Origin of the sequence: Pseudomonas palleroniana (assembly GCF_003031675.1) — a bacterium.
Lineage (GTDB): Bacteria > Pseudomonadota > Gammaproteobacteria > Pseudomonadales > Pseudomonadaceae > Aquipseudomonas > Aquipseudomonas palleroniana.
Genome location: NZ_PYWX01000031.1, coordinates 59,555 through 77,032 on the forward strand (window position 1 = coordinate 59,555; position 17,478 = coordinate 77,032).

The window sequence follows — 17,478 nt, forward strand, 5'->3', positions numbered from 1 at the left end:
CATAGGTCACGTTGTAAGAACAGTTACGCCAAAACTTATACCAAAAAACAATATTGTACAGCTATTAGTGTCGGCGTAGGCTGTACCCAACGGTAAACGAGGCCTTCCATGACTGTTCCCATCGCGATCATCGGCACCGGCATCGCCGGTCTCTCCGCCGCCCGAGCGTTACAAGACGCGGGGCACACCGTACAACTCTTCGATAAAAGCCGTGGCAGTGGCGGGCGCATGTCCAGCAAGCGCAGCGATGCCGGCTCACTGGACATGGGCGCGCAATACTTCACCGCCCGCGACCGACGTTTCGTCAACGAAGTACAGCGCTGGCAGAGCAATGGCTGGGCCGAACAATGGAAACCGCAGCTGTACAATTTCAAGTCCGGCCAGCTCAGCCCCTCCCCCGATGAACAGAGCCGCTGGGTGGGTACGCCGCGCATGAGCGCCATCACCCGCGCCTTGCTCGACGACCTGCCGGTCGAGTTTGGTTGCCGCATCACCGAAGTGTTTCAAGGCGAACACCATTGGAACCTGCTGGACGCCGACGGCGGCAATCACGGCCCGTTCAGCCACGTAGTGATCGCTACGCCGGCCCCTCAAGCAACGGCTCTGCTGGCCGCCGCGCCCAAGCTGGCGAGTGCCGCCGCCGGGGTAAAAATGGACCCGACCTGGGCCATCGCCCTCGCGTTCGACCAGCCTCTGGATACCCCCATGGAAGGCTGCTTCGTCCAAGACAGCCCTCTCGACTGGCTGGCACGCAATCGCAGCAAGCCGGGGCGCGACAGCGCGCTCGACACCTGGGTACTGCACGCCACCAGCGCCTGGAGCAAAGCTCATCTGGACCTCTCCAAGGAAGCCGTGATCGAGCACTTGCACGGCGCCTTCGCTGAACTGCTGCACTGTGCCATGCCAGCACCGTCGTTCAGCGTGGCGCATCGCTGGTTGTACGCCCGGCCGTCCAGCAGCCATGAGTTCGGCGTATTGGCCGACGCTGACCTGGGCCTGTACGTATGCGGCGACTGGTGCCTGTCCGGTCGAGTGGAAGGGGCTTGGCTCAGCGGCCAGGAAGCAGCGCGACGGCTGATCGAACATATGGCGTAGTTCACGCTTAAAAAATTGTACAAAACATTTGATTTGTACAACATTAAACCTATGATGAATGTAGTTGTACGAGCCTCCACGGCTTGTACAGGAATTTCACAGAGGTTTGGTCATGTCCCGCACTGCAAAACCGAAGATCGCCATCAGTGCCTGCCTGCTCGGCGAGAACGTGCGCTTCAATGGCGGACACAAACAATCCCTGTTGTGCAGTCAGACCCTCGCCGACTATTTCGACTTTGTGCCGGTATGCCCCGAAGTGGCGATCGGCATGGGCATCCCCCGCGAACCGATTCGCCTGGTAGGCGACCCGGCGCAGCCGCAAGCCGTCGGTACCGTACGCCGCGAACTGAATGTCACCCAGCCGCTGGATAATTATGGCCAGCAAATGGCTGAGCAACATACCGACCTGTGCGGCTACATCTTTATGCAGAAATCGCCGTCGTGCGGCCTGGAGCGGGTCAAGGTCTACCGCGACAACGGCACGCCCGTCGATGGCGGCGGCCGGGGCATTTATGCCCAGGCGTTTTGCGCACGTCACCCCAACCTGCCGGTGGAGGAAGACGGCCGCCTGAATGACCCGGTGCTGCGGGAAAACTTCCTGACCCGCGTCTTCGTCTATGCCAGTTGGCAACAGCTATTGGCTGAGGGCCTCACCCGCCATCGCCTGCTGGCTTTCCATTCGCGCTACAAATACTTGCTGATGGCCCATAGCCCGGCGCATTACAAAAGCCTCGGCCACCTCCTTGGCAGCATGACCAAAGACATCGACTTGGAAAACCTGGCTGCCGGGTATTTCAGCGAGTTGATGACCGGCCTGAAAAAATGCGCCACCCGTGGCACCCACACCAACGTGCTGCAACACATCAGCGGCTACCTCAAACAGGCCATCAGCGCCGAGGATAAGCAAGAAATGCAAACGATCATCGGCCAATACCGCCATGGCATCGTACCGCTGGTGGTGCCGCTGACCTTGCTCAAGCATCACTTTCGCCAACACCCGGACCGCTATATCGCGCAGCAGGCGTACCTGCAACCGCACCCGGAAAATCTCAGCCTGCGAAACGCGATCTGACTCATATGAAAGCTGCCCTGCTAGACGAACCCGGCGAGGACATCGCGCAAGCCCTGCAAAATGGCTGGCTGCCGATCCGTGAAGTGGCGCGCCAGACCGGTGTCAACCCGGTCACCCTGCGCGCCTGGGAACGCCGTTATGGCCTGATCGTGCCGCAGCGTACGCCCAAGGGCCACCGGCTGTTCAGCGCCGAGCATGTCCAACGTATCCACACCATTCTGACCTGGCTCAATCGCGGCGTGCCGGTCAGCCAGGTGAAATCCCTGATCGACTCCGCCCAATCTCCGCCTGACGCCGTCGAAAACGAATGGCACGCCCTGCGCCAGACACTGGTGCAGGCCATCAGCGAGCTGGCCGAGCGCCGGGTCGACGATGCGTTCAACCAGGCCATGGCGTTGTACCCGCCACGGACCTTGTGCGAGCAATTAATGCTGCCGCTGCTCAATGAACTGGAGCAAAAGTGGCAGGGCCAACTCGGCGCACAAATGGAGCGGGTGTTTTTCCTGTCATGGCTGCGCAGCAAGTTCGGCGCGCGCATCTATCACAACAATCGTCAACTGCATGGCGCCCCGTTGCTGCTGATCAACCATTCCGACTTGCCCGTGGAGCCGCACCTGTGGCTGTGCGCCTGGCTGGCCAGCAGCGCCGACTGCCCGGTGGAAGTCTTCGACTGGCCACTGCCGGCCGGCGAACTGGCGCTGGCCGTGGCTCACCTGAAACCCCGCGCCGTGGTGCTGTATTCGAGCAAATCGCTTCAGTTGGCGGCGCTGCCCAAACACTTGAGCGGCGTTGCTTGCCCTCTATTGATTGCCGGCCCCACGGTATGCATCCACCAAGCCGAACTGGTCGCGTTGAGCCGTGATACCCCGCAATTGTTCGTGGCCGAAGACCCGTTGTCGGCTCATCAGCTATTGATCCAGCGTGGAATTGTCTAAATGCATTTGATCTGGCTGCGCACCGACCTGCGCCTACACGACAACACCGCCCTGGCTGCCGCGTGCCGGCGAGGCCCGACCGCGGCCATCTACGTGATCACGCCCGAACAATGGCTGGCTCACGATGATGCACCGTGCAAAGTCGACTTCTGGTTGCGCAACCTGCAGCACTTGAGCCAGGCGCTGGGTACGCTGAATATTCCTTTGCTGATTCGCACAGCTGCGACCTGGGAAGAGGTACCGGGCGTGCTGAGCGCACTGTGTCGGAAGCTGTCGGTCGCGTCGGTGCATGTCAACGAGGAATACGGCATCCACGAAAGCCGCCGCGATGCCGCAGTGGCCAAGGCCCTGGAAGCCGACGGCGTGACGTTCCACAGCTACCTCGACCAACTGTTTTTCCAGCCAGGCAGCGTACTGACCAAGACCGGCACCTACTTTCAGGTATTCAGCCAGTTCCGCAAAGTCTGCTATACCCGCCTGCACAGCGCCTTGCCGCCGATCGTGCCCACGCCAGAAGCCCAGGCACCACTCAAGCTCGACAGTGATGCTGTGCCAACCACCGTTGAAGGCTTCGAAACACCCAGTGAAAGCCTGCGTGCCCTGTGGCCTGCGGGTGAGGACGAGGCCCGCCGCCGTCTCGATGCTTTCGCCGATCAACAGATCAGCTACTACAAGGACGAACGCGACTATCCGGCCAAACCCGGCACCAGCCAGCTATCGGCATACCTTGCCGCCGGCGTGGTGTCGCCGCGCCAATGCCTGCATGCCGCGCTGCAAACCAACCAGGGTGAATTCGAAAGCGGCGACATCGGCGCTATCACCTGGATCAACGAGCTGCTCTGGCGCGAGTTCTACAAACATATCCTCGTCGGCTACCCGCGCGTGTCGCGCCATCGCGCCTTCCGCCCCGAAACCGAAGCCGTGGCCTGGCGCCACGCGCCCAAGGAACTGGCCGCCTGGCAGCAAGCACGCACCGGCCTGCCGATCATCGACGCCGCCATGCGCCAATTGCTGGAAACCGGCTGGATGCACAACCGCCTGCGCATGGTCGTGGCGATGTTCCTGACCAAGAATCTGCTGATCGACTGGCGTGAGGGCGAGCGCTTTTTCATGCGTCACCTGATCGACGGCGACCTAGCCGCCAATAACGGTGGCTGGCAGTGGAGCGCTTCCACCGGGACCGACTCGGCGCCGTACTTCCGGATTTTCAGCCCATTGAGCCAATCGGAAAAATTCGACGGCGAGGGTGTGTTCATCAAGCGCTGGCTGCCGGAACTGGCCGCGCTGAATAAAAAACAAGTGCACAACCCGGAGTCCGTCGGCGGCCTGTTCGGCGTGGCCGATTACCCGCGCCCGATGGTCGACCTGAAACACTCCCGCGAGCGCGCATTGGCCGCGTTCCGCAGCCTGCCGCAACGCCAGGAGGCGGCTGAACATGAGTGATTTCCTGCAACGGTTCGCCCAGGCCTTCGCCGCGTTGGACAAGCACAACCTGCACCGGCTCGACAACCTGTACAGCCCGGACATTGTGTTCGCCGACCCGCTGCACGAAGTCCGCGGGCTCCCCGCAATGCACCGTTACTTCACCCAGCTGTACAGCCATGTCAGCCAGTTGCGCTTTGACTTCCAGGGGTTTGACCAAGTGGCGGAAGGCGAAGGCTACCTGCGCTGGAACATGAGTTTTCGCCACCCACGCCTGAACCACGGTGAGGAGGTGAACGTACAAGGCTGCTCACACCTGCTGTGGCACGAAAAGGTCTACCGCCATCGCGACTATTTTGATGCAGGCGCACTGCTCTATGAACACTTGCCGCTATTCGGCCGATTGATCCGTTGGCTGAAGAGGAGACTGGGATGAGCCCTACACCGCCCCGCCGTTATTGGCTGACCGGCGCCAGCAGTGGCATCGGTGCCGCGCTCGCCGTGGAATTGCTCAACAGCGGTGCCCACGTGGCACTGAGCGCGCGCACCAAAGGCCCGCTGGAAGCACTCGCCCAACGTTATTCGGGGCAGGTGCTGGTAGTGGCCGGCGACCTGACCAACAGTCAGACCGTACGCGAGATCGGCGAGCGGATCGAGGCGGCCTGGGGTTCGCTGGACACGGTGATCCTCAACGCCGGCACCTGTGAATATGTCGATGCCAAACAGTTCGACTCATCGATCATCGAGTACGTGATACGCACCAACCTGCTGGCCAGCAGTTACTGCATCGAGGCCGCCTTGCCGCTCTTGCGCAAAGGGCAGAGTCCGCATCTGGTGGGGGTAGCCAGCGCGGTGACGTACCTGCCGATGCCCCGTGCCGAGGCCTATGGTGCGTCCAAGGCCGGGCTGCGCTACTTGTTCGAAGCGCTGCGCATCAGCCTGTCGCCGGAGAATATCGACGTGACGGTGATCAGCCCGGGCTTTGTCGACACGCCACTGACCGAACGCAATGATTTCCCGATGCCCTTGAGTTGGTCCGCCGACAAAGCGGCGAAGCATATCTTCGGCCAGCTTGCCAAACGGCCTTTGGAAATCGCCTTTCCCGCGCTGTTCATCGCCACGCTGTGGCCGTTGTCGAAACTGCCCAACCGCGCGCAACTGATCATCGGCAAGCGCATGCTGCGCAGCCCGCCACCGCAGAAGGACGACCTGTGAAGATCGCCATTATCGGCAGCGGCATCGCCGGGCTGACCAGCGCCTACCTGCTCAACCGTCGCCACGACATTACCCTGTTCGAGGCCGGCGACCGTATTGGCGGACATACCCACACCGCCAACGTGACTGTCGAGGGCAGGCACTATGCGGTGGACACCGGTTTCATCGTGTTCAACAACTGGACCTACCCCCACTTCATTCGCCTGCTGGAGCAGCTTGGGGTGAAATTCAAACCCACTGAGATGAGCTTCTCGGTGTGCGATCAGAACACCGGTTTCGAGTACAACGGCAATAACCTCAACAGTCTCTTTGCCCAGCGCCGCAACATCCTGTCGCCAGGATTCTGGGGCATGCTGCGCGACATCCTGCGCTTCAACCATCAGGCGCCGCTGGACCTGCAACAGCAGCGCATCAGCGCCGAGATGACCCTGGGGGCTTATCTGGAAGCGGGCGGTTATGGCCAAAGGTTTATCCGGCACTACATTGTGCCGATGGGCGCGGCGATCTGGTCGATGTCCCTGGCGGATATGCTCGGGTTTCCCTTGCAGTTCTTTGTGCGTTTCTTCAAGAACCACGGTTTGCTGTCGGTAAACAAACGGCCGCAGTGGTGCGTGATTGAAGGTGGCTCCAGCCGTTACATAGAACCGTTGACCCAAGGCTTTCGCGAACGGATCCGCCTCAATTGCCCCGCGCATAAGGTCGAGCGCACGCCAGAGGGCGTGGTTATCCACAGCCCTGCCGGCAGCGAGGCCTTTGACCGGGTAGTGTTGGCCTGCCACAGCGATCAAGCCCTGGCGTTGCTCGCCGACCCGAGCCAGGCCGAACAGGAGATCCTTGGCGCCCTGCCCTACGCCAACAACGATGTGGTGCTGCACACCGATACGCGCCTGTTGCCTGAGCGCAAGCTGGCCTGGGCCAGTTGGAACTACCGGCTGGCCGGCAATGCGCAGACGCAGGCGGCCGTGACCTATGACATGAACATCCTGCAAGGCATCGACAGCGAGACGACCTTCTGCGTCAGCCTCAACCAGACGCCGATGATCAACCCACTGAAGATCCTCGGGCGCTACACCTATGCCCATCCGCAATACAGCCTCGCGGCAGTGGCCGCACAAGCGCGCTGGGAAGAATTGCACGGCGCACGCCACACCTTTTATTGCGGCGCCTACTGGGCCAACGGTTTTCACGAAGACGGCGTGGTCAGCGCCCTGCGCGTGGCGCAAGCCTTTGGAGAAAGCCTGTGAACAGCGCCTTGTACAGCGGCTGGATCGCCCATCGCCGGTTTACGCCCAGAGGCCATGCTTTTCGCTACCGCATCGGCCTGCTGTACCTGGATTTGAACGAAGAACACCAAGTACTCGGGCTGTCCCCCTTGGCCGGCGCCGGCCGGCTGGCCCCCTTCGGTTTTCGTCAGCAGGATTACCTGCGTGAGTTCACTCGCCATGGCATGAGTTTGAGCGACGCCGTGCGCCAGCAAGTCGGCCAGGCGCTGGGGCGCACACCCCAAGGCGCTATCTGCCTGCTGACCCAGGCCCGCAGTTGGGGCCTGGCGTTCAACCCGGTGAGCTTCTTCTATTGCTACGAGGCCGATGGATCACTGGCCGCCATCCTGTGTGAAGTGACCAACACCCCGTGGCGCGAACGCTACCACTACGTGCTGCCGGCCCAGGCCCTCGATGCCGGTGAGCACCAGCACTTCGCCGTAGCCAAGGCGTTTCATGTGTCGCCGTTTTTGCCCCGCGACCTGGAATATCGCATGAGTTTCAGCCCTCCCGGCGCCAGGCTGGGCGTGCATATGGCTGATTGGCAGGGCGCGCAAAAAGTCTTCGACGCCACCTTGAGCCTGCAACGCCAAGCACTGGATCGCGCCAGCCTGCATCGCTACCTGTGGCGCTTTCCCTGGATGACCGCCAAGACCTGCTTGGCGATTTACTGGCAGGCGCTGCGCCTGCTGCTCAAACGCACACCGATTTTTTCCCATCAGGCCGCCGATGGCGCCTCTCGCACTGCAGTCGGGTATACCAAGGATCACCGCCATGAAATCCCCTAGCTTATCGGTCAAGCCCCACCGCATGAACGTCAACGGCATGACCGGCGCCCTGCTGCGCAAAGGCGTGCTGCGTCAACTCAGCCAACTGCGCCACGGTCAACTGGTGGTGATCGAGGACGGCGAACGGCAGGTGTTCGGCGCACGGGAAGCGCATTTGCTTGGGGAAATCCACATCCTCGATTCGGCGGTATGGGGCCTGGTGGCGGCCAACGGCTCTATCGGTGCCGGTGAGGCGTTCATTCATGGTTACTGGAGCAGCCCGGACCTGACCGCCGTGGTGCGAGTGATGGTCAGCAACCTGGAGGTGCTCGACGCCATGGAGGGCGGCCTGGCGCGCCTGGCCCGACCGTTCACCCAGGCGTTGCACTGGCTCAACCGCAATACCCGCAAGGGCTCGCAGAAGAATATCGCGGCCCATTACGACCTGGGCAATGACCTGTTCGAAGCATTCCTCGACCCGACCATGATGTATTCGGCAGCCCAATTCCTCACGCCCGATGACACCCTGGAACAGGCGCAGCTGAACAAGCTTGCACGCATCTGCCAGAAACTGGCACTCAAGCCCACCGACCACTTGCTGGAAATCGGCACCGGCTGGGGCAGCATGGCGCTGTACGCGGCGCAGCACTACGGCTGCAAGGTCACCACCACGACGCTGTCCAAAGAGCAGTTCGCCTACACCGAGAAACGCATCGAGGCGCTGGGATTGCAGGGCCAGGTCACCCTGTTGCTGCAGGATTACCGCGACCTGAGCGGCCAGTACGACAAGCTGGTGTCCATCGAAATGATTGAAGCGGTCGGCCATCGTTTCCTGCCCACCTACTTCAAGCAATGCGCCCACCTGCTCAAGCCGCAGGGCCTGATGTTGCTGCAAGCCATCACCATTCGCGAGCAACGCTTCGAACAGGCCAAGCGCAGCGTCGACTTTATCCAACGCTACATTTTCCCCGGTGGCGCCCTGCCGTGCGTGCAAAACATGCTGCAGATCGTCTGCCGTGACACCGACATGAACCTGCTGCACATGGAAGACTTCGGCCTGCATTACGCACGCACCCTGCGCCTGTGGCATGAAAACCTGCGCCGCGCTCACGCGCGGCTCTCCGAGCTGGGCTACGATGAGTACTTCCTGCGTTTGTGGGAGTTCTACTTGTGCTACTGCGAAGGAGGCTTCATGGAACGAACCATTGGCACCGCGCAGTTACTGCTGGCCAAACCCGCGGCGATCACCCCGCCCTTGCTCGGGCGCTTCAGTGCTTAAACCCTTGGCAAACGCCGTGCTATTCCAGTGCGGCTGGTTTGCCTGTGTGCTCGGCGGTGACAGTCGCTGGTTACTGGTGGGAGGCGCGGTGCTGGCCATCCACTTGCTATGGACCAGTTCATGGTCCCAGGAAGGCCAGGTGATCCTTGCCGTGGCCTTGTTGGGCATCGTGATCGATACCTTCCTGCGTACATTTGGGGTGTTTCATTTCAGCTTTCCAGGGCCGCTGATTCCCTTTTGGCTGATGCTGCTGTGGGCGTTGCTGGCAACCACCCTGCGGCATTGCCTGGCCTGGAGCGCTCAGCCGTGGTGGCGGGCGAGCCTGTTGGGGGCGATCGGCGGGCCGTTGTCTTATTACGCCGGTAGCCACTTGGCGGGCGTGCGTTTCGGCTACGGCACGACACTCACCCTCATCGGCCTGGCGCTGCTGTGGGCGGCGCTGTTCCCACTGCTGCACTGGATCGCACGGCAACTGGAGCAGTGACGTCTGTCAGAGCATTCATACGCATATCATGCGCTTGCCTTACACTGCGCACCTATGACCCACATCCCCCATACCCAGATCACCGAACCCGCCGTCACCTGTTCGACATGCGCAGCCTGCTGTTGCCAGCTGGAAGTCATGCTGATCACCGATACCGGTGTGCCGGAGCGCTATATCGATACCGATGAATGGGGCGGCGAAGTCATGCTGCGCCTTGACGACGGCTGGTGTGCGGCGCTGGATCGGGACACGATGATGTGCACCATTTACGACAGACGACCGCTGATTTGCCGGGAGTTCGAGATGGGAGCGCCGGAGTGCCTGACCGAGCGTGAAGGGATTGCGACCGCTTATCGCTGATGTTGAGATGAGCGCAGAGCAGAATGCGGGAAGGGCTTGCGGTCGATTGCGTGGTGTCAGTTGCAGATGCATTGACTGAACCCGCGCTATCGGGGGCAAGCCCTAATGCCAGTCAGTTAAGGCTTAACGCGGTCATTGTGGGAGGGGGCTTGCTCCCGATGGACTGCGTAGCAGGCCCATTTTTGAGGCCGCTGCGCGGCCTATCGGGAGCAAGCCCCCTCCCACAGGTTATCCATCGTCCGCTCTATCGCTTAACTGACAGGCATTAGGGCAAGCCCCCTCCCACAGGGGTGTGGCAGTGCTCTGAAGAACTACAACGGCAGGGTGTAGTGCAGCGAGTAGCTTTCCACCCCGTCGTTGTTGTTGCTGATGCCCGCGTTGGAATAGTGCGTGGCACGGATACCCACTTCATGCCCACCCGCAAAACGCAGGCCAAAGCCCAACCGGTCTTCGAACTGGAAGGACTGGCCGATGTTATTGTCCTCGACCCGCGTGCGCGAGAACAGCGCCACACCGACCCCAGCCTCGATGTAGGGTTTGACCGACTCTCCGGCAAACTCATACACAAACACCGGTGAGAACGACACGCTGCTTACACTGGCGCGCTTGTCACCGTCCCAATAGGTATAGGCGCCGCTCCAATAGCCGGTCAGTCGGCCGGTATCGCTCTGCCACCAGCTTTTATCCCAGTCGGAAGTCAGACCCAGGCGATAGGTCATCGTCGAATCACTCGTGCCCCCCACCCCGAATTCCAGGCCGGCGGCCTGGGCCGAAACAGAGTGTCCCACCACAGCGGCCACAATCGTAGCCAAAGCGAACAAACGCTTCATAAGAAACAGTCCTTTAAGAACGGAGTTAGAGTGATATGTAAGGGCTAACTCGGTATAGAAGCCTGCGTAGTGTCAGAAGTTCAGCTTCTAACCGAGGTTTTTTCACGAATTTTTCACGAGCCAAAACTACTCACAACGCCAGGATATTTCCATAGTGTCGGTAAGATATTTCTTAAATGATCGACATCACCACTGGTCCAGAACTGCGCATGTTCAGGCTTATCAGTGCCTATCAGGTCGCGCTCGCCCAATAATCGCTTGAGCTGACGTGCCACGGCGGCGCCGGTGTCGATCAGGATGATGCTCGGCGGGAGCATCTGCTCCAGCAACGGCTTGAGGAATGGGTAGTGGGTGCAGCCCAGAATAATGGTGTCGCAGCCGGCGTTGAGCAGCGGTTCGACATAACCCTGCAACATAGTGCGCAGCGCAGGGCTGACGAGGTCGCCGGTTTCAATCAACTCCACCAGCCCCGGACAAGGCTGGGTAATCACCCGCACGTCGGTGGCGAAGCGGTCGAGCAAGGCGGCGAACTTGGCACTTTGCAAGGTACCGGTAGTGGCAAGCACACCGACGACGCCGCTGCGCGTCGCGGCAGCCGCAGGCTTGACCGCGGGCTCCATTCCCACCAGAGGCCAGTCGGGGTAGTCCTGGCGCAAGTCAGCGACGGCGGCGACAGTCGCGGTGTTGCAGGCGATCACAAACGCCTTGGCGCCGCGCTTGCGGAAAAACTCGGCGACTGTGCGGGAGCGCTCGAGAATGAACGCCGGGCTTTTCTCGCCGTAGGGAATATGCCCACAGTCCGCGACATACAGCAGCGACTCATGGGGCAACAACCGTTGAATTTCATCCAGCACCGTCAAGCCGCCGACGCCGGAGTCGAACACACCGATAGGCGCGCCCTTATCCACGCTGAGTCCCGCACACGCTGCAACCCGGGTCGCGCTTGACCCGCAGTTCGCGAAACCGTGTGGTCAAGGCATCGACCAGCAACAAGCGGCCCACCAACGGCTCACCAAAACCGGCGAGCAGCTTCAACGCCTCCAGCGCTTGCAGGCTACCGACCAGCCCCACCAGAGGCCCGACGACGCCGGCCTCGCTGCAAGTCAGTTCGGTATCGTTGCCGTGCCCATATAAACAGTGGTAGCACGGGCTCTCGGCGCGACGCGGATCGAACACCGACAATTGCCCCTCAAGCCGAATCGCCGCGCCGCTGATCAATGGCTTGGCAGCGGCGACGCAGGCTGCGTTAACGGCCTCACGGGTGGAGAAGTTGTCGCTGCAATCGAGCACCACATCCACATTCGCCACCGCCGCCGCCAGGGAATCGGCATCCAGCGCCACACGGTGGGCAAGCAAGGTGATATCAGGGTTGATGGCCGTCAGGCGGCGCATGGCTGAATCGACTTTGGTCTGCCCAACGCTGTCGGTGTCGTGGATGATCTGGCGTTGCAGGTTGGTGAGGTCGACCGTATCGAAGTCCGCCAGGTGCAATTGGCCCACGCCCGCAGCCGCCAGGTACAACGCGACCGGCGCGCCCAGCCCGCCGAGGCCGATGATCAGCGCCCGGCCGTTTTTCAGGCGCAACTGACCTTCGATGTCGACATGCTGCAACAAAATCTGTCGGCTGTAGCGCAACAGCTCCTGGTCGGTCAGCATGGCCGGCGCCCCAGGGTGATGCGTTCGTGCTCGCCAAGATCGATGCGGCTGTGCACCTGTTCGAACCCCTGGCTCAGCAACAGATCACGCACGGCGGCCGCCTGGTCGTAACCATGCTCAAGCAAAAGCCAACCACCGGCATTCAGATGAGCAGGCGCCGCTTGGCTGATCAACCGCAAATCATCCAGGCCATCGTGGCCCGCCACCAGTGCGCTGGCCGGCTCAAAACGCACATCGCCGGCGACCAGATGCGGATCGTTGTCGGCGATATACGGCGGGTTGCTGATGATCAGATCAAAGCTCTCGCCTAGCAGGGCGCTGAACCAATGGCTGTTCAACACCCTGGCGTTCTTCAGGTGCAGGCGCTGGCGATTGCGCTCGGCCAGGGCCACGGCTTCCAATACCCGGTCGACGGCGGTGACTTGCCAGGCCGGCCGCTCGCTGGCCAGGGCCAGGGCAATGGCGCCGCTGCCGGTGCCCAGGTCGAGGACCTTGGCGGGCGTTGCGGGCAACAGTTCCAGGGCGGCTTCTACCAGCAGTTCGGTTTCCGGACGCGGGATCAGCGTGTGGGGCGCGACCTCCAGGTCCAGCTTCCAGAAACCCTGCTGGCCGAGGATATACGCCACCGGCTCGCCGCTGCGGCGGCGCTGCAGGTAACCGGCGAAGGTCAGCGCGTCTTCACTGCTGACGATTTTCTCCGGCCAGGTGTGCAGGTAACTGCGCGATTTGCCCAGGGCAGCCGCCAGCAAGAGTTCCACATCCAGGCGCGCAGTGGGCGAGTCGGGCAGGTCGGCGGCGCGCAGCAGGCTGGCGATGATGGTCATTTATTCACCGATCGCCGCTAATTGATCAGCCTGGTACTCAGCGAGCAACGGCTCGATCACCGCTTCAACGCCGCCGGCAAGAATTTCGTCGAGGGAATAAAGGGTCAGGTTGACGCGGTGGTCGGTGACCCGGCCCTGGGCAAAGTTGTAGGTACGAATGCGTTCGGAACGGTCACCCGACCCGACCAGCAATTTACGCTCGCTGGCAATCGCGTTGGCGGCAGCGCTGGTCTGCTGGTCGTTGAGTTTGGCCGACAGCCAGGACATGGCCCGCGCACGGTTCTTGTGCTGGGAACGCTCTTCCTGGCACTCCACCACGATCCCTGACGGCAAGTGGGTGATCCGGATCGCCGAGTCGGTCTTGTTCACATGCTGGCCGCCGGCACCCGACGAACGGTAGGTGTCAATGCGCAAGTCCGCCGGGTTGATCTCGATGGCTTCCTGCTCGTCCGGCTCGGGCAACACCGCCACGGTACACGCCGAGGTGTGGATGCGGCCCTGGGACTCAGTCGCAGGAACCCGCTGTACACGGTGCGCGCCGGACTCGAACTTGAGCTTGCCGTAGACGTTGTCGCCTTCAACCCGGGCGATGACTTCTTTATAGCCACCGTGTTCGCCCTCGTTCTCGGACAGGATCTCCACGCGCCAGCCACGACGTTCGGCATAACGCGAGTACATGCGAAACAGGTCGCCGGAGAAGATCGCCGCCTCGTCACCACCGGTGCCGGCGCGAATTTCGAGAAACACGTTGCGGCCATCGTTCGGATCTTTGGGCAGCAACATGCGTTGCAGGTCGCCTTCCAGCTCGGCCAGCTTTTCCTTGGCCTCGCGGACTTCTTCCACGGCCATTTCACGCATGTCCGGGTCGCTGTCCTTGAGCAGCGCCTGGGCGCCTTCGAGGTCGGCCTGCACCTTCAGCAAGTTCTTATAGGTGGCGACCACCGGCTCGACTTCGGCGTATTCCTTGGAATAGGCGCGGAATTTGGTCTGATCGGAGATGACCTCACCATCGCCGAGCAAGGCGGTCAGTTCTTCGAAACGGTCCTGGAGCACATCCAGTTTATTGAGCAGTGACGCTTTCATTGCGGTTTTTTATCCGAAGAGCTATCTGACGCGCCCTCACCGAGGGCAAAGAGTTCCTGGGCCATGGCCAGCGCATCAAGGCGGCCTTCGGCAGTAAGCTTTTTCAACTGCACACTGGGTGCATGCAGCAATTTGTTGGTCAGGCCACGGGCCAGTTGCATCAACACCTCTTCGGCACTGCTGCCGTTGGCCAGCGACCGCTGGGCCTTGGCCAACTCCTCGTCGCGCAGGCGTTCGCTCTGCTGACGATACGCCTTGAGTACATCCACCGCTGCCAGTTCACGCAGGCGCACCATGAAATCTTCGGCGCCGACGCTGACCATTTCCTCTGCGGCCTGGGCAGCGCCCTGGCGGCTCTTGAGGTTTTCGGCGACCACTTCATGCAAGTCGTCGACGCTATAGAGGTAAACGTCGTCCAACTCGCCGACTTCGGGTTCGATATCGCGGGGAACAGCGATATCGACCATGAAGATCGGCTTGTGCTTGCGCAGTTTCAGTGCGCTTTCCACCGCGCCCTTGCCCAGGATCGGCAACTGGCTGGCGGTTGAGCTGATCACGATATCGCTGCGCACCAGTTCGGCCGGAATGTCCGAGAGCAGAACGGCGTGCGCACCGAACTGCTCGGCCAGGATGCTCGCGCGCTCAAGCGTACGGTTGGCCACCACGATACGTTTCACGCCCAGGTCGTGCAGGTGCCGGGCGACGAGCGTGATGGTCTCACCGGCGCCGATCAGCAGCGCCTGGCTGCGCTGCAGGTCACTGAAAATCTGCTTGGCCAGGCTGACGGCGGCAAACGCCACGGAAACCGGGTTTTCGCCGATGGCCGTGTCGGTGCGCACTTGCTTGGCCGAATTGAACGTGGCCTGGAACAGGCGGCCCAGCAGCGGCCCCACGGTGCCGGCCTCGCGGGCCACGGCATAGGCGGACTTCATCTGGCCGAGGATTTGCGGTTCGCCCAACACCAGCGAGTCGAGCCCTGCGGCGACGCGCATCATGTGACGAACTGCCGCATCTTCTTCGTGCACATAGGCGCTGGCGCGCAGGTCGTCGAGGCTTAAATGGTGGTAATCGGCCAGCCAGCGCAGTACCCCATCCGCTGAAAGATGCTCCTGCTCTATATAAAGCTCGCTGCGATTGCAGGTCGAAAGGATTGCAGCTTCGCGGCTGTCGGTGAGCCGGCAGAGCTGCTGCAAGGCCTCAACCAACTGCTCTGGCGTAAACGCCACGCGCTCGCGCACGTCTACGGTAGCAGTCTTGTGGTTAATACCGAGTGCGAGGAAGGCCATTCAATATCGCTGATGATGTCGGGAAGCCGACAATTGTCCTACTTCGAATGATTCAGAACAACCACCGTAGGCTATTGTCCTAATGCCTTGTGTCTATAAAGGCATCAACTGAGACTCGGTTATGTTTGGCCGAAGGCTTGTGTCATGATGATCCGACCGCAGGTTAGTCGTCCTCTTCCTATATGAATAGATCCTCCGCGTTGCTCCTTGCTTTTGTCTTCCTCAGCGGCTGCCAGGCCATGGCACCCGTATCGCCGGACGGTACGCCACCGGTGGAAGACAGCACTCCCGCCCCTGAAAAACCCAAGGTTTACTCCTCGTTCAGTGAAGAGACGGTCTACAGCCTGCTGACGGCGGAACTGGCCGGCCAGCGAAATCGTTTCGATATTGCGCTGGATAACTATGTGACCCAGGCGATCAACACCCAGGACCCCGGCATTTCCGAGCGGGCGTTTCGCATCGCCGAATACCTGGGCGCTGACCAGGCTGCGCTGGACAGCTCGCTGATCTGGGCAAAAAACGCCCCGGACGACCTGGAAGCCCAGCGGGCCGCAGCCGTTCAACTGGCACGCGCCGGGCGCTATGACGACTCCATGGTTTATATGGAGAAAGTCCTGCAAGGCAAGGGTGACACCCATTTCGACTTCCTCGCGCTGTCGGCCGCCGATACCGACCAGGACACGCGTAATGGCCTGATGAAGGGTTTCGACCGCCTGCTGCAAAAGCATCCGAAGAACAGCCAGCTGATTTTCGGCAAGGCGTTGCTGCTGCAACAGGATGACGAAGCCGATGCAGCCTTGAAACTGCTGGAACAGAACCCGCCGGAAGAGGGTGAGATCGCTCCGATCCTGCTGCGCGCACGCCTGCTGCAGAACCTCAATCGTGGCAAGGAAGCGATTCCACTGCTGGAAAAAAGCATCAAGAAATACCCGGACGACAAGCGCCTGCGCCTGACCTACGCGCGAATGCTGGTCGAGCAGGACCGCATGGAGGACGCCAAAGTCCAGTTCGCCAACCTGGTCCAGCAGTACCCGGACGATGACGAGCTGCGCTATTCCCTGGCGCTGGTGTGCCTGGAGGCCAAGGCCTGGGACGAAGCCAAGGGTTACCTGGAGGAGCTGATTGCGCGGGAAAGCCACGTCGATTCGGCGCACCTGAACCTTGGCCGTATTGCCGAAGAGCGCAATGATCCCCAGGCCGCCCTGCTGGAATACGCCCAGGTCGGCCCAGGTAACGACTACCTGCCCGCCCAGTTGCGCCAGGCCGACATCCTGATGAGCAACGGCCGTACCGATGAAGCGGAAAAACGCCTGGCCGCGGCCCGCGATGCCGAACCGGACTACGCGATCCAGCTGTACTTGATCCAGGCCGAAACCTTGTCCGCCAACAAGCAGGGCGAGCGCGCCTGGAAATTGCTGCAACAAGCCTTGCTGCAATACCCCGATGATCTGAACCTGCTGTATACGCGCGCCATGCAGGCGGAAAAACGCAATGACCTGGCGCAGATGGAAAAAGACCTGCGCCTGATCATCAAGCGCGACCCCGAAAACGCCATGGCACTCAACGCCTTGGGTTACACCTTGTCTGATCGCACCACGCGCTACGACGAAGCCAAGGCGCTGATCGAGCAAGCGCACAAGATCAACCCGGAAGACCCGGCCGTACTCGACAGCCTGGGCTGGGTGAATTACCGCCTGGGTAACCTGGACGAAGCGGAACGCCTGCTGCGCCAGGCACTGGAACGCTTCCCCGACCAGGAAGTCGCCGCCCACCTGGGTGAAGTGCTGTGGGCCAACGGCAAGCAGCGCGAAGCGCGACAAATCTGGGAAAAATTCCTCAAGGAACAACCCGAAAGCCCCATTCTGCGCGGCACCATCAAACGCCTGACCGGATCCGAGACCCTTTAAG

General features: G+C 61.3%; 18 protein-coding genes. 12 read left to right on the forward strand and 6 right to left on the reverse strand.

The genetic code is table 11. The annotated features are described in order from the left end of the window. Positions 1-108: 108 nt before the first annotated feature. The 11 genes from C9383_RS10955 to C9383_RS11005 all read left to right on the forward strand — a co-directional run bounded on the left by C9383_RS10955 (position 109) and on the right by C9383_RS11005 (position 9,891). Positions 109-1,095, forward strand: a complete 987-nt coding sequence (locus C9383_RS10955) for an NAD(P)/FAD-dependent oxidoreductase (protein ID WP_060754834.1) — start codon at positions 109-111, stop codon at positions 1,093-1,095. A 112-nt stretch (positions 1,096-1,207) separates the two neighbouring features. After that, the gene (locus C9383_RS10960; RefSeq protein ID WP_090366895.1) at positions 1,208-2,167 is read left to right on the forward strand and encodes a YbgA family protein; all 960 of its coding nucleotides are present in this window, start codon (positions 1,208-1,210) and stop codon (positions 2,165-2,167) included. A gap of 5 nt (positions 2,168-2,172) precedes the next feature. Next, entirely contained in the window at positions 2,173-3,102 is a 930-nt protein-coding gene (locus tag C9383_RS10965; RefSeq protein ID WP_060754832.1) for a MerR family transcriptional regulator, read from the forward strand. Next, on the forward strand, positions 3,103-4,545 hold the full coding sequence (gene phrB, locus C9383_RS10970) for a deoxyribodipyrimidine photo-lyase (protein ID WP_090366897.1): 1,443 nt from the start codon (positions 3,103-3,105) through the stop codon (positions 4,543-4,545). Then, positions 4,538-4,960 carry a nuclear transport factor 2 family protein gene (locus C9383_RS10975; RefSeq protein WP_090366899.1) on the forward strand — a complete coding sequence of 141 codons (423 nt, stop codon included), beginning with the start codon at positions 4,538-4,540 and terminating at the stop codon, positions 4,958-4,960. The genes phrB and C9383_RS10975 overlap by 8 nt, the downstream gene beginning before the upstream one ends. Further along, positions 4,957-5,739, forward strand: coding sequence for an SDR family NAD(P)-dependent oxidoreductase (locus C9383_RS10980; RefSeq protein WP_060754829.1), 783 nt, complete (start codon positions 4,957-4,959; stop codon positions 5,737-5,739). The genes C9383_RS10975 and C9383_RS10980 overlap by 4 nt, the downstream gene beginning before the upstream one ends. Continuing rightward, entirely contained in the window at positions 5,736-6,983 is a 1,248-nt protein-coding gene (locus C9383_RS10985; RefSeq protein WP_090366901.1) for an NAD(P)/FAD-dependent oxidoreductase, read from the forward strand. Before C9383_RS10980 ends, C9383_RS10985 begins: the two co-directional genes overlap by 4 nt. Then, a complete protein-coding gene (locus C9383_RS10990) occupies positions 6,980-7,789 on the forward strand; it encodes a DUF1365 domain-containing protein (RefSeq protein ID WP_090366903.1) in 810 nt (269 codons plus the stop codon). Before C9383_RS10985 ends, C9383_RS10990 begins: the two co-directional genes overlap by 4 nt. Beyond that, a complete protein-coding gene (locus C9383_RS10995; RefSeq protein WP_090366905.1) occupies positions 7,776-9,047 on the forward strand; it encodes an SAM-dependent methyltransferase in 1,272 nt (423 codons plus the stop codon). Before C9383_RS10990 ends, C9383_RS10995 begins: the two co-directional genes overlap by 14 nt. Continuing rightward, positions 9,040-9,531 carry a DUF2878 domain-containing protein gene (locus tag C9383_RS11000; RefSeq protein ID WP_090366907.1) on the forward strand — a complete coding sequence of 164 codons (492 nt, stop codon included), beginning with the start codon at positions 9,040-9,042 and terminating at the stop codon, positions 9,529-9,531. The genes C9383_RS10995 and C9383_RS11000 overlap by 8 nt, the downstream gene beginning before the upstream one ends. A gap of 54 nt (positions 9,532-9,585) precedes the next feature. Beyond that, complete coding sequence (locus C9383_RS11005; RefSeq protein ID WP_060754824.1) at positions 9,586-9,891, forward strand: YkgJ family cysteine cluster protein; 306 nt, start codon at positions 9,586-9,588, stop codon at positions 9,889-9,891. Positions 9,892-10,202: 311 nt separating this feature from the next. Here the strand turns inward: C9383_RS11005 and C9383_RS11010 are convergent, their stop codons facing one another. From C9383_RS11010 to hemA, 6 genes are all read right to left on the reverse strand, one after another. Beyond that, a complete protein-coding gene (locus C9383_RS11010) occupies positions 10,203-10,721 on the reverse strand; it encodes an acyloxyacyl hydrolase (RefSeq protein ID WP_090366909.1) in 519 nt (172 codons plus the stop codon). A gap of 113 nt (positions 10,722-10,834) precedes the next feature. Next, positions 10,835-11,629 carry a glutamate racemase gene (gene murI, locus C9383_RS11015; protein WP_090366911.1) on the reverse strand — a complete coding sequence of 265 codons (795 nt, stop codon included), beginning with the start codon at positions 11,627-11,629 and terminating at the stop codon, positions 10,835-10,837. After that, on the reverse strand, positions 11,622-12,377 hold the full coding sequence (locus C9383_RS11020; protein ID WP_090366913.1) for a molybdopterin-synthase adenylyltransferase MoeB: 756 nt from the start codon (positions 12,375-12,377) through the stop codon (positions 11,622-11,624). Before C9383_RS11020 ends, murI begins: the two co-directional genes overlap by 8 nt. Then, on the reverse strand, positions 12,371-13,201 hold the full coding sequence (gene prmC, locus C9383_RS11025; protein WP_090366914.1) for a peptide chain release factor N(5)-glutamine methyltransferase: 831 nt from the start codon (positions 13,199-13,201) through the stop codon (positions 12,371-12,373). The genes C9383_RS11020 and prmC overlap by 7 nt, the downstream gene beginning before the upstream one ends. Further along, positions 13,202-14,284: a peptide chain release factor 1 gene (gene prfA / locus C9383_RS11030; protein WP_060754819.1), complete on the reverse strand. Its 1,083-nt coding sequence runs from the start codon at positions 14,282-14,284 to the stop codon at positions 13,202-13,204. It abuts the gene before it with no gap. Then, a complete protein-coding gene (gene hemA, locus C9383_RS11035) occupies positions 14,281-15,570 on the reverse strand; it encodes a glutamyl-tRNA reductase (protein ID WP_090366916.1) in 1,290 nt (429 codons plus the stop codon). The genes prfA and hemA overlap by 4 nt, the downstream gene beginning before the upstream one ends. A gap of 182 nt (positions 15,571-15,752) precedes the next feature. On the opposite strand from hemA, the gene C9383_RS11040 reads away from it, so the two are divergent. Beyond that, on the forward strand, positions 15,753-17,477 hold the full coding sequence (locus tag C9383_RS11040) for a tetratricopeptide repeat protein (RefSeq protein WP_090366918.1): 1,725 nt from the start codon (positions 15,753-15,755) through the stop codon (positions 17,475-17,477). Position 17,478: the final 1 nt, after the last annotated feature.

Bases quoted from the DNA above. Each gene is read 5' to 3' on its own strand.
- C9383_RS10955 (WP_060754834.1), top strand. From the start codon at position 109: ATGACTGTTCCCATCGCGATCATCGGCACCGGCATCGCCGGTCTCTCC.
- C9383_RS10960 (WP_090366895.1), top strand. From the start codon at position 1,208: ATGTCCCGCACTGCAAAACCGAAGATCGCCATCAGTGCCTGCCTGCTC.
- C9383_RS10965 (WP_060754832.1), top strand. From the start codon at position 2,173: ATGAAAGCTGCCCTGCTAGACGAACCCGGCGAGGACATCGCGCAAGCC.
- phrB (WP_090366897.1), top strand. From the start codon at position 3,103: ATGCATTTGATCTGGCTGCGCACCGACCTGCGCCTACACGACAACACC.
- C9383_RS10975 (WP_090366899.1), top strand. From the start codon at position 4,538: ATGAGTGATTTCCTGCAACGGTTCGCCCAGGCCTTCGCCGCGTTGGAC.
- C9383_RS10980 (WP_060754829.1), top strand. From the start codon at position 4,957: ATGAGCCCTACACCGCCCCGCCGTTATTGGCTGACCGGCGCCAGCAGT.
- C9383_RS10995 (WP_090366905.1), top strand. From the start codon at position 7,776: ATGAAATCCCCTAGCTTATCGGTCAAGCCCCACCGCATGAACGTCAAC.
- C9383_RS11005 (WP_060754824.1), top strand. From the start codon at position 9,586: ATGACCCACATCCCCCATACCCAGATCACCGAACCCGCCGTCACCTGT.
- C9383_RS11010 (WP_090366909.1), bottom strand. From the start codon at position 10,721: ATGAAGCGTTTGTTCGCTTTGGCTACGATTGTGGCCGCTGTGGTGGGA.
- C9383_RS11020 (WP_090366913.1), bottom strand. From the start codon at position 12,377: ATGCTGACCGACCAGGAGCTGTTGCGCTACAGCCGACAGATTTTGTTG.
- prmC (WP_090366914.1), bottom strand. From the start codon at position 13,201: ATGACCATCATCGCCAGCCTGCTGCGCGCCGCCGACCTGCCCGACTCG.
- prfA (WP_060754819.1), bottom strand. From the start codon at position 14,284: ATGAAAGCGTCACTGCTCAATAAACTGGATGTGCTCCAGGACCGTTTC.
- hemA (WP_090366916.1), bottom strand. From the start codon at position 15,570: ATGGCCTTCCTCGCACTCGGTATTAACCACAAGACTGCTACCGTAGAC.
- C9383_RS11040 (WP_090366918.1), top strand. From the start codon at position 15,753: ATGAATAGATCCTCCGCGTTGCTCCTTGCTTTTGTCTTCCTCAGCGGC.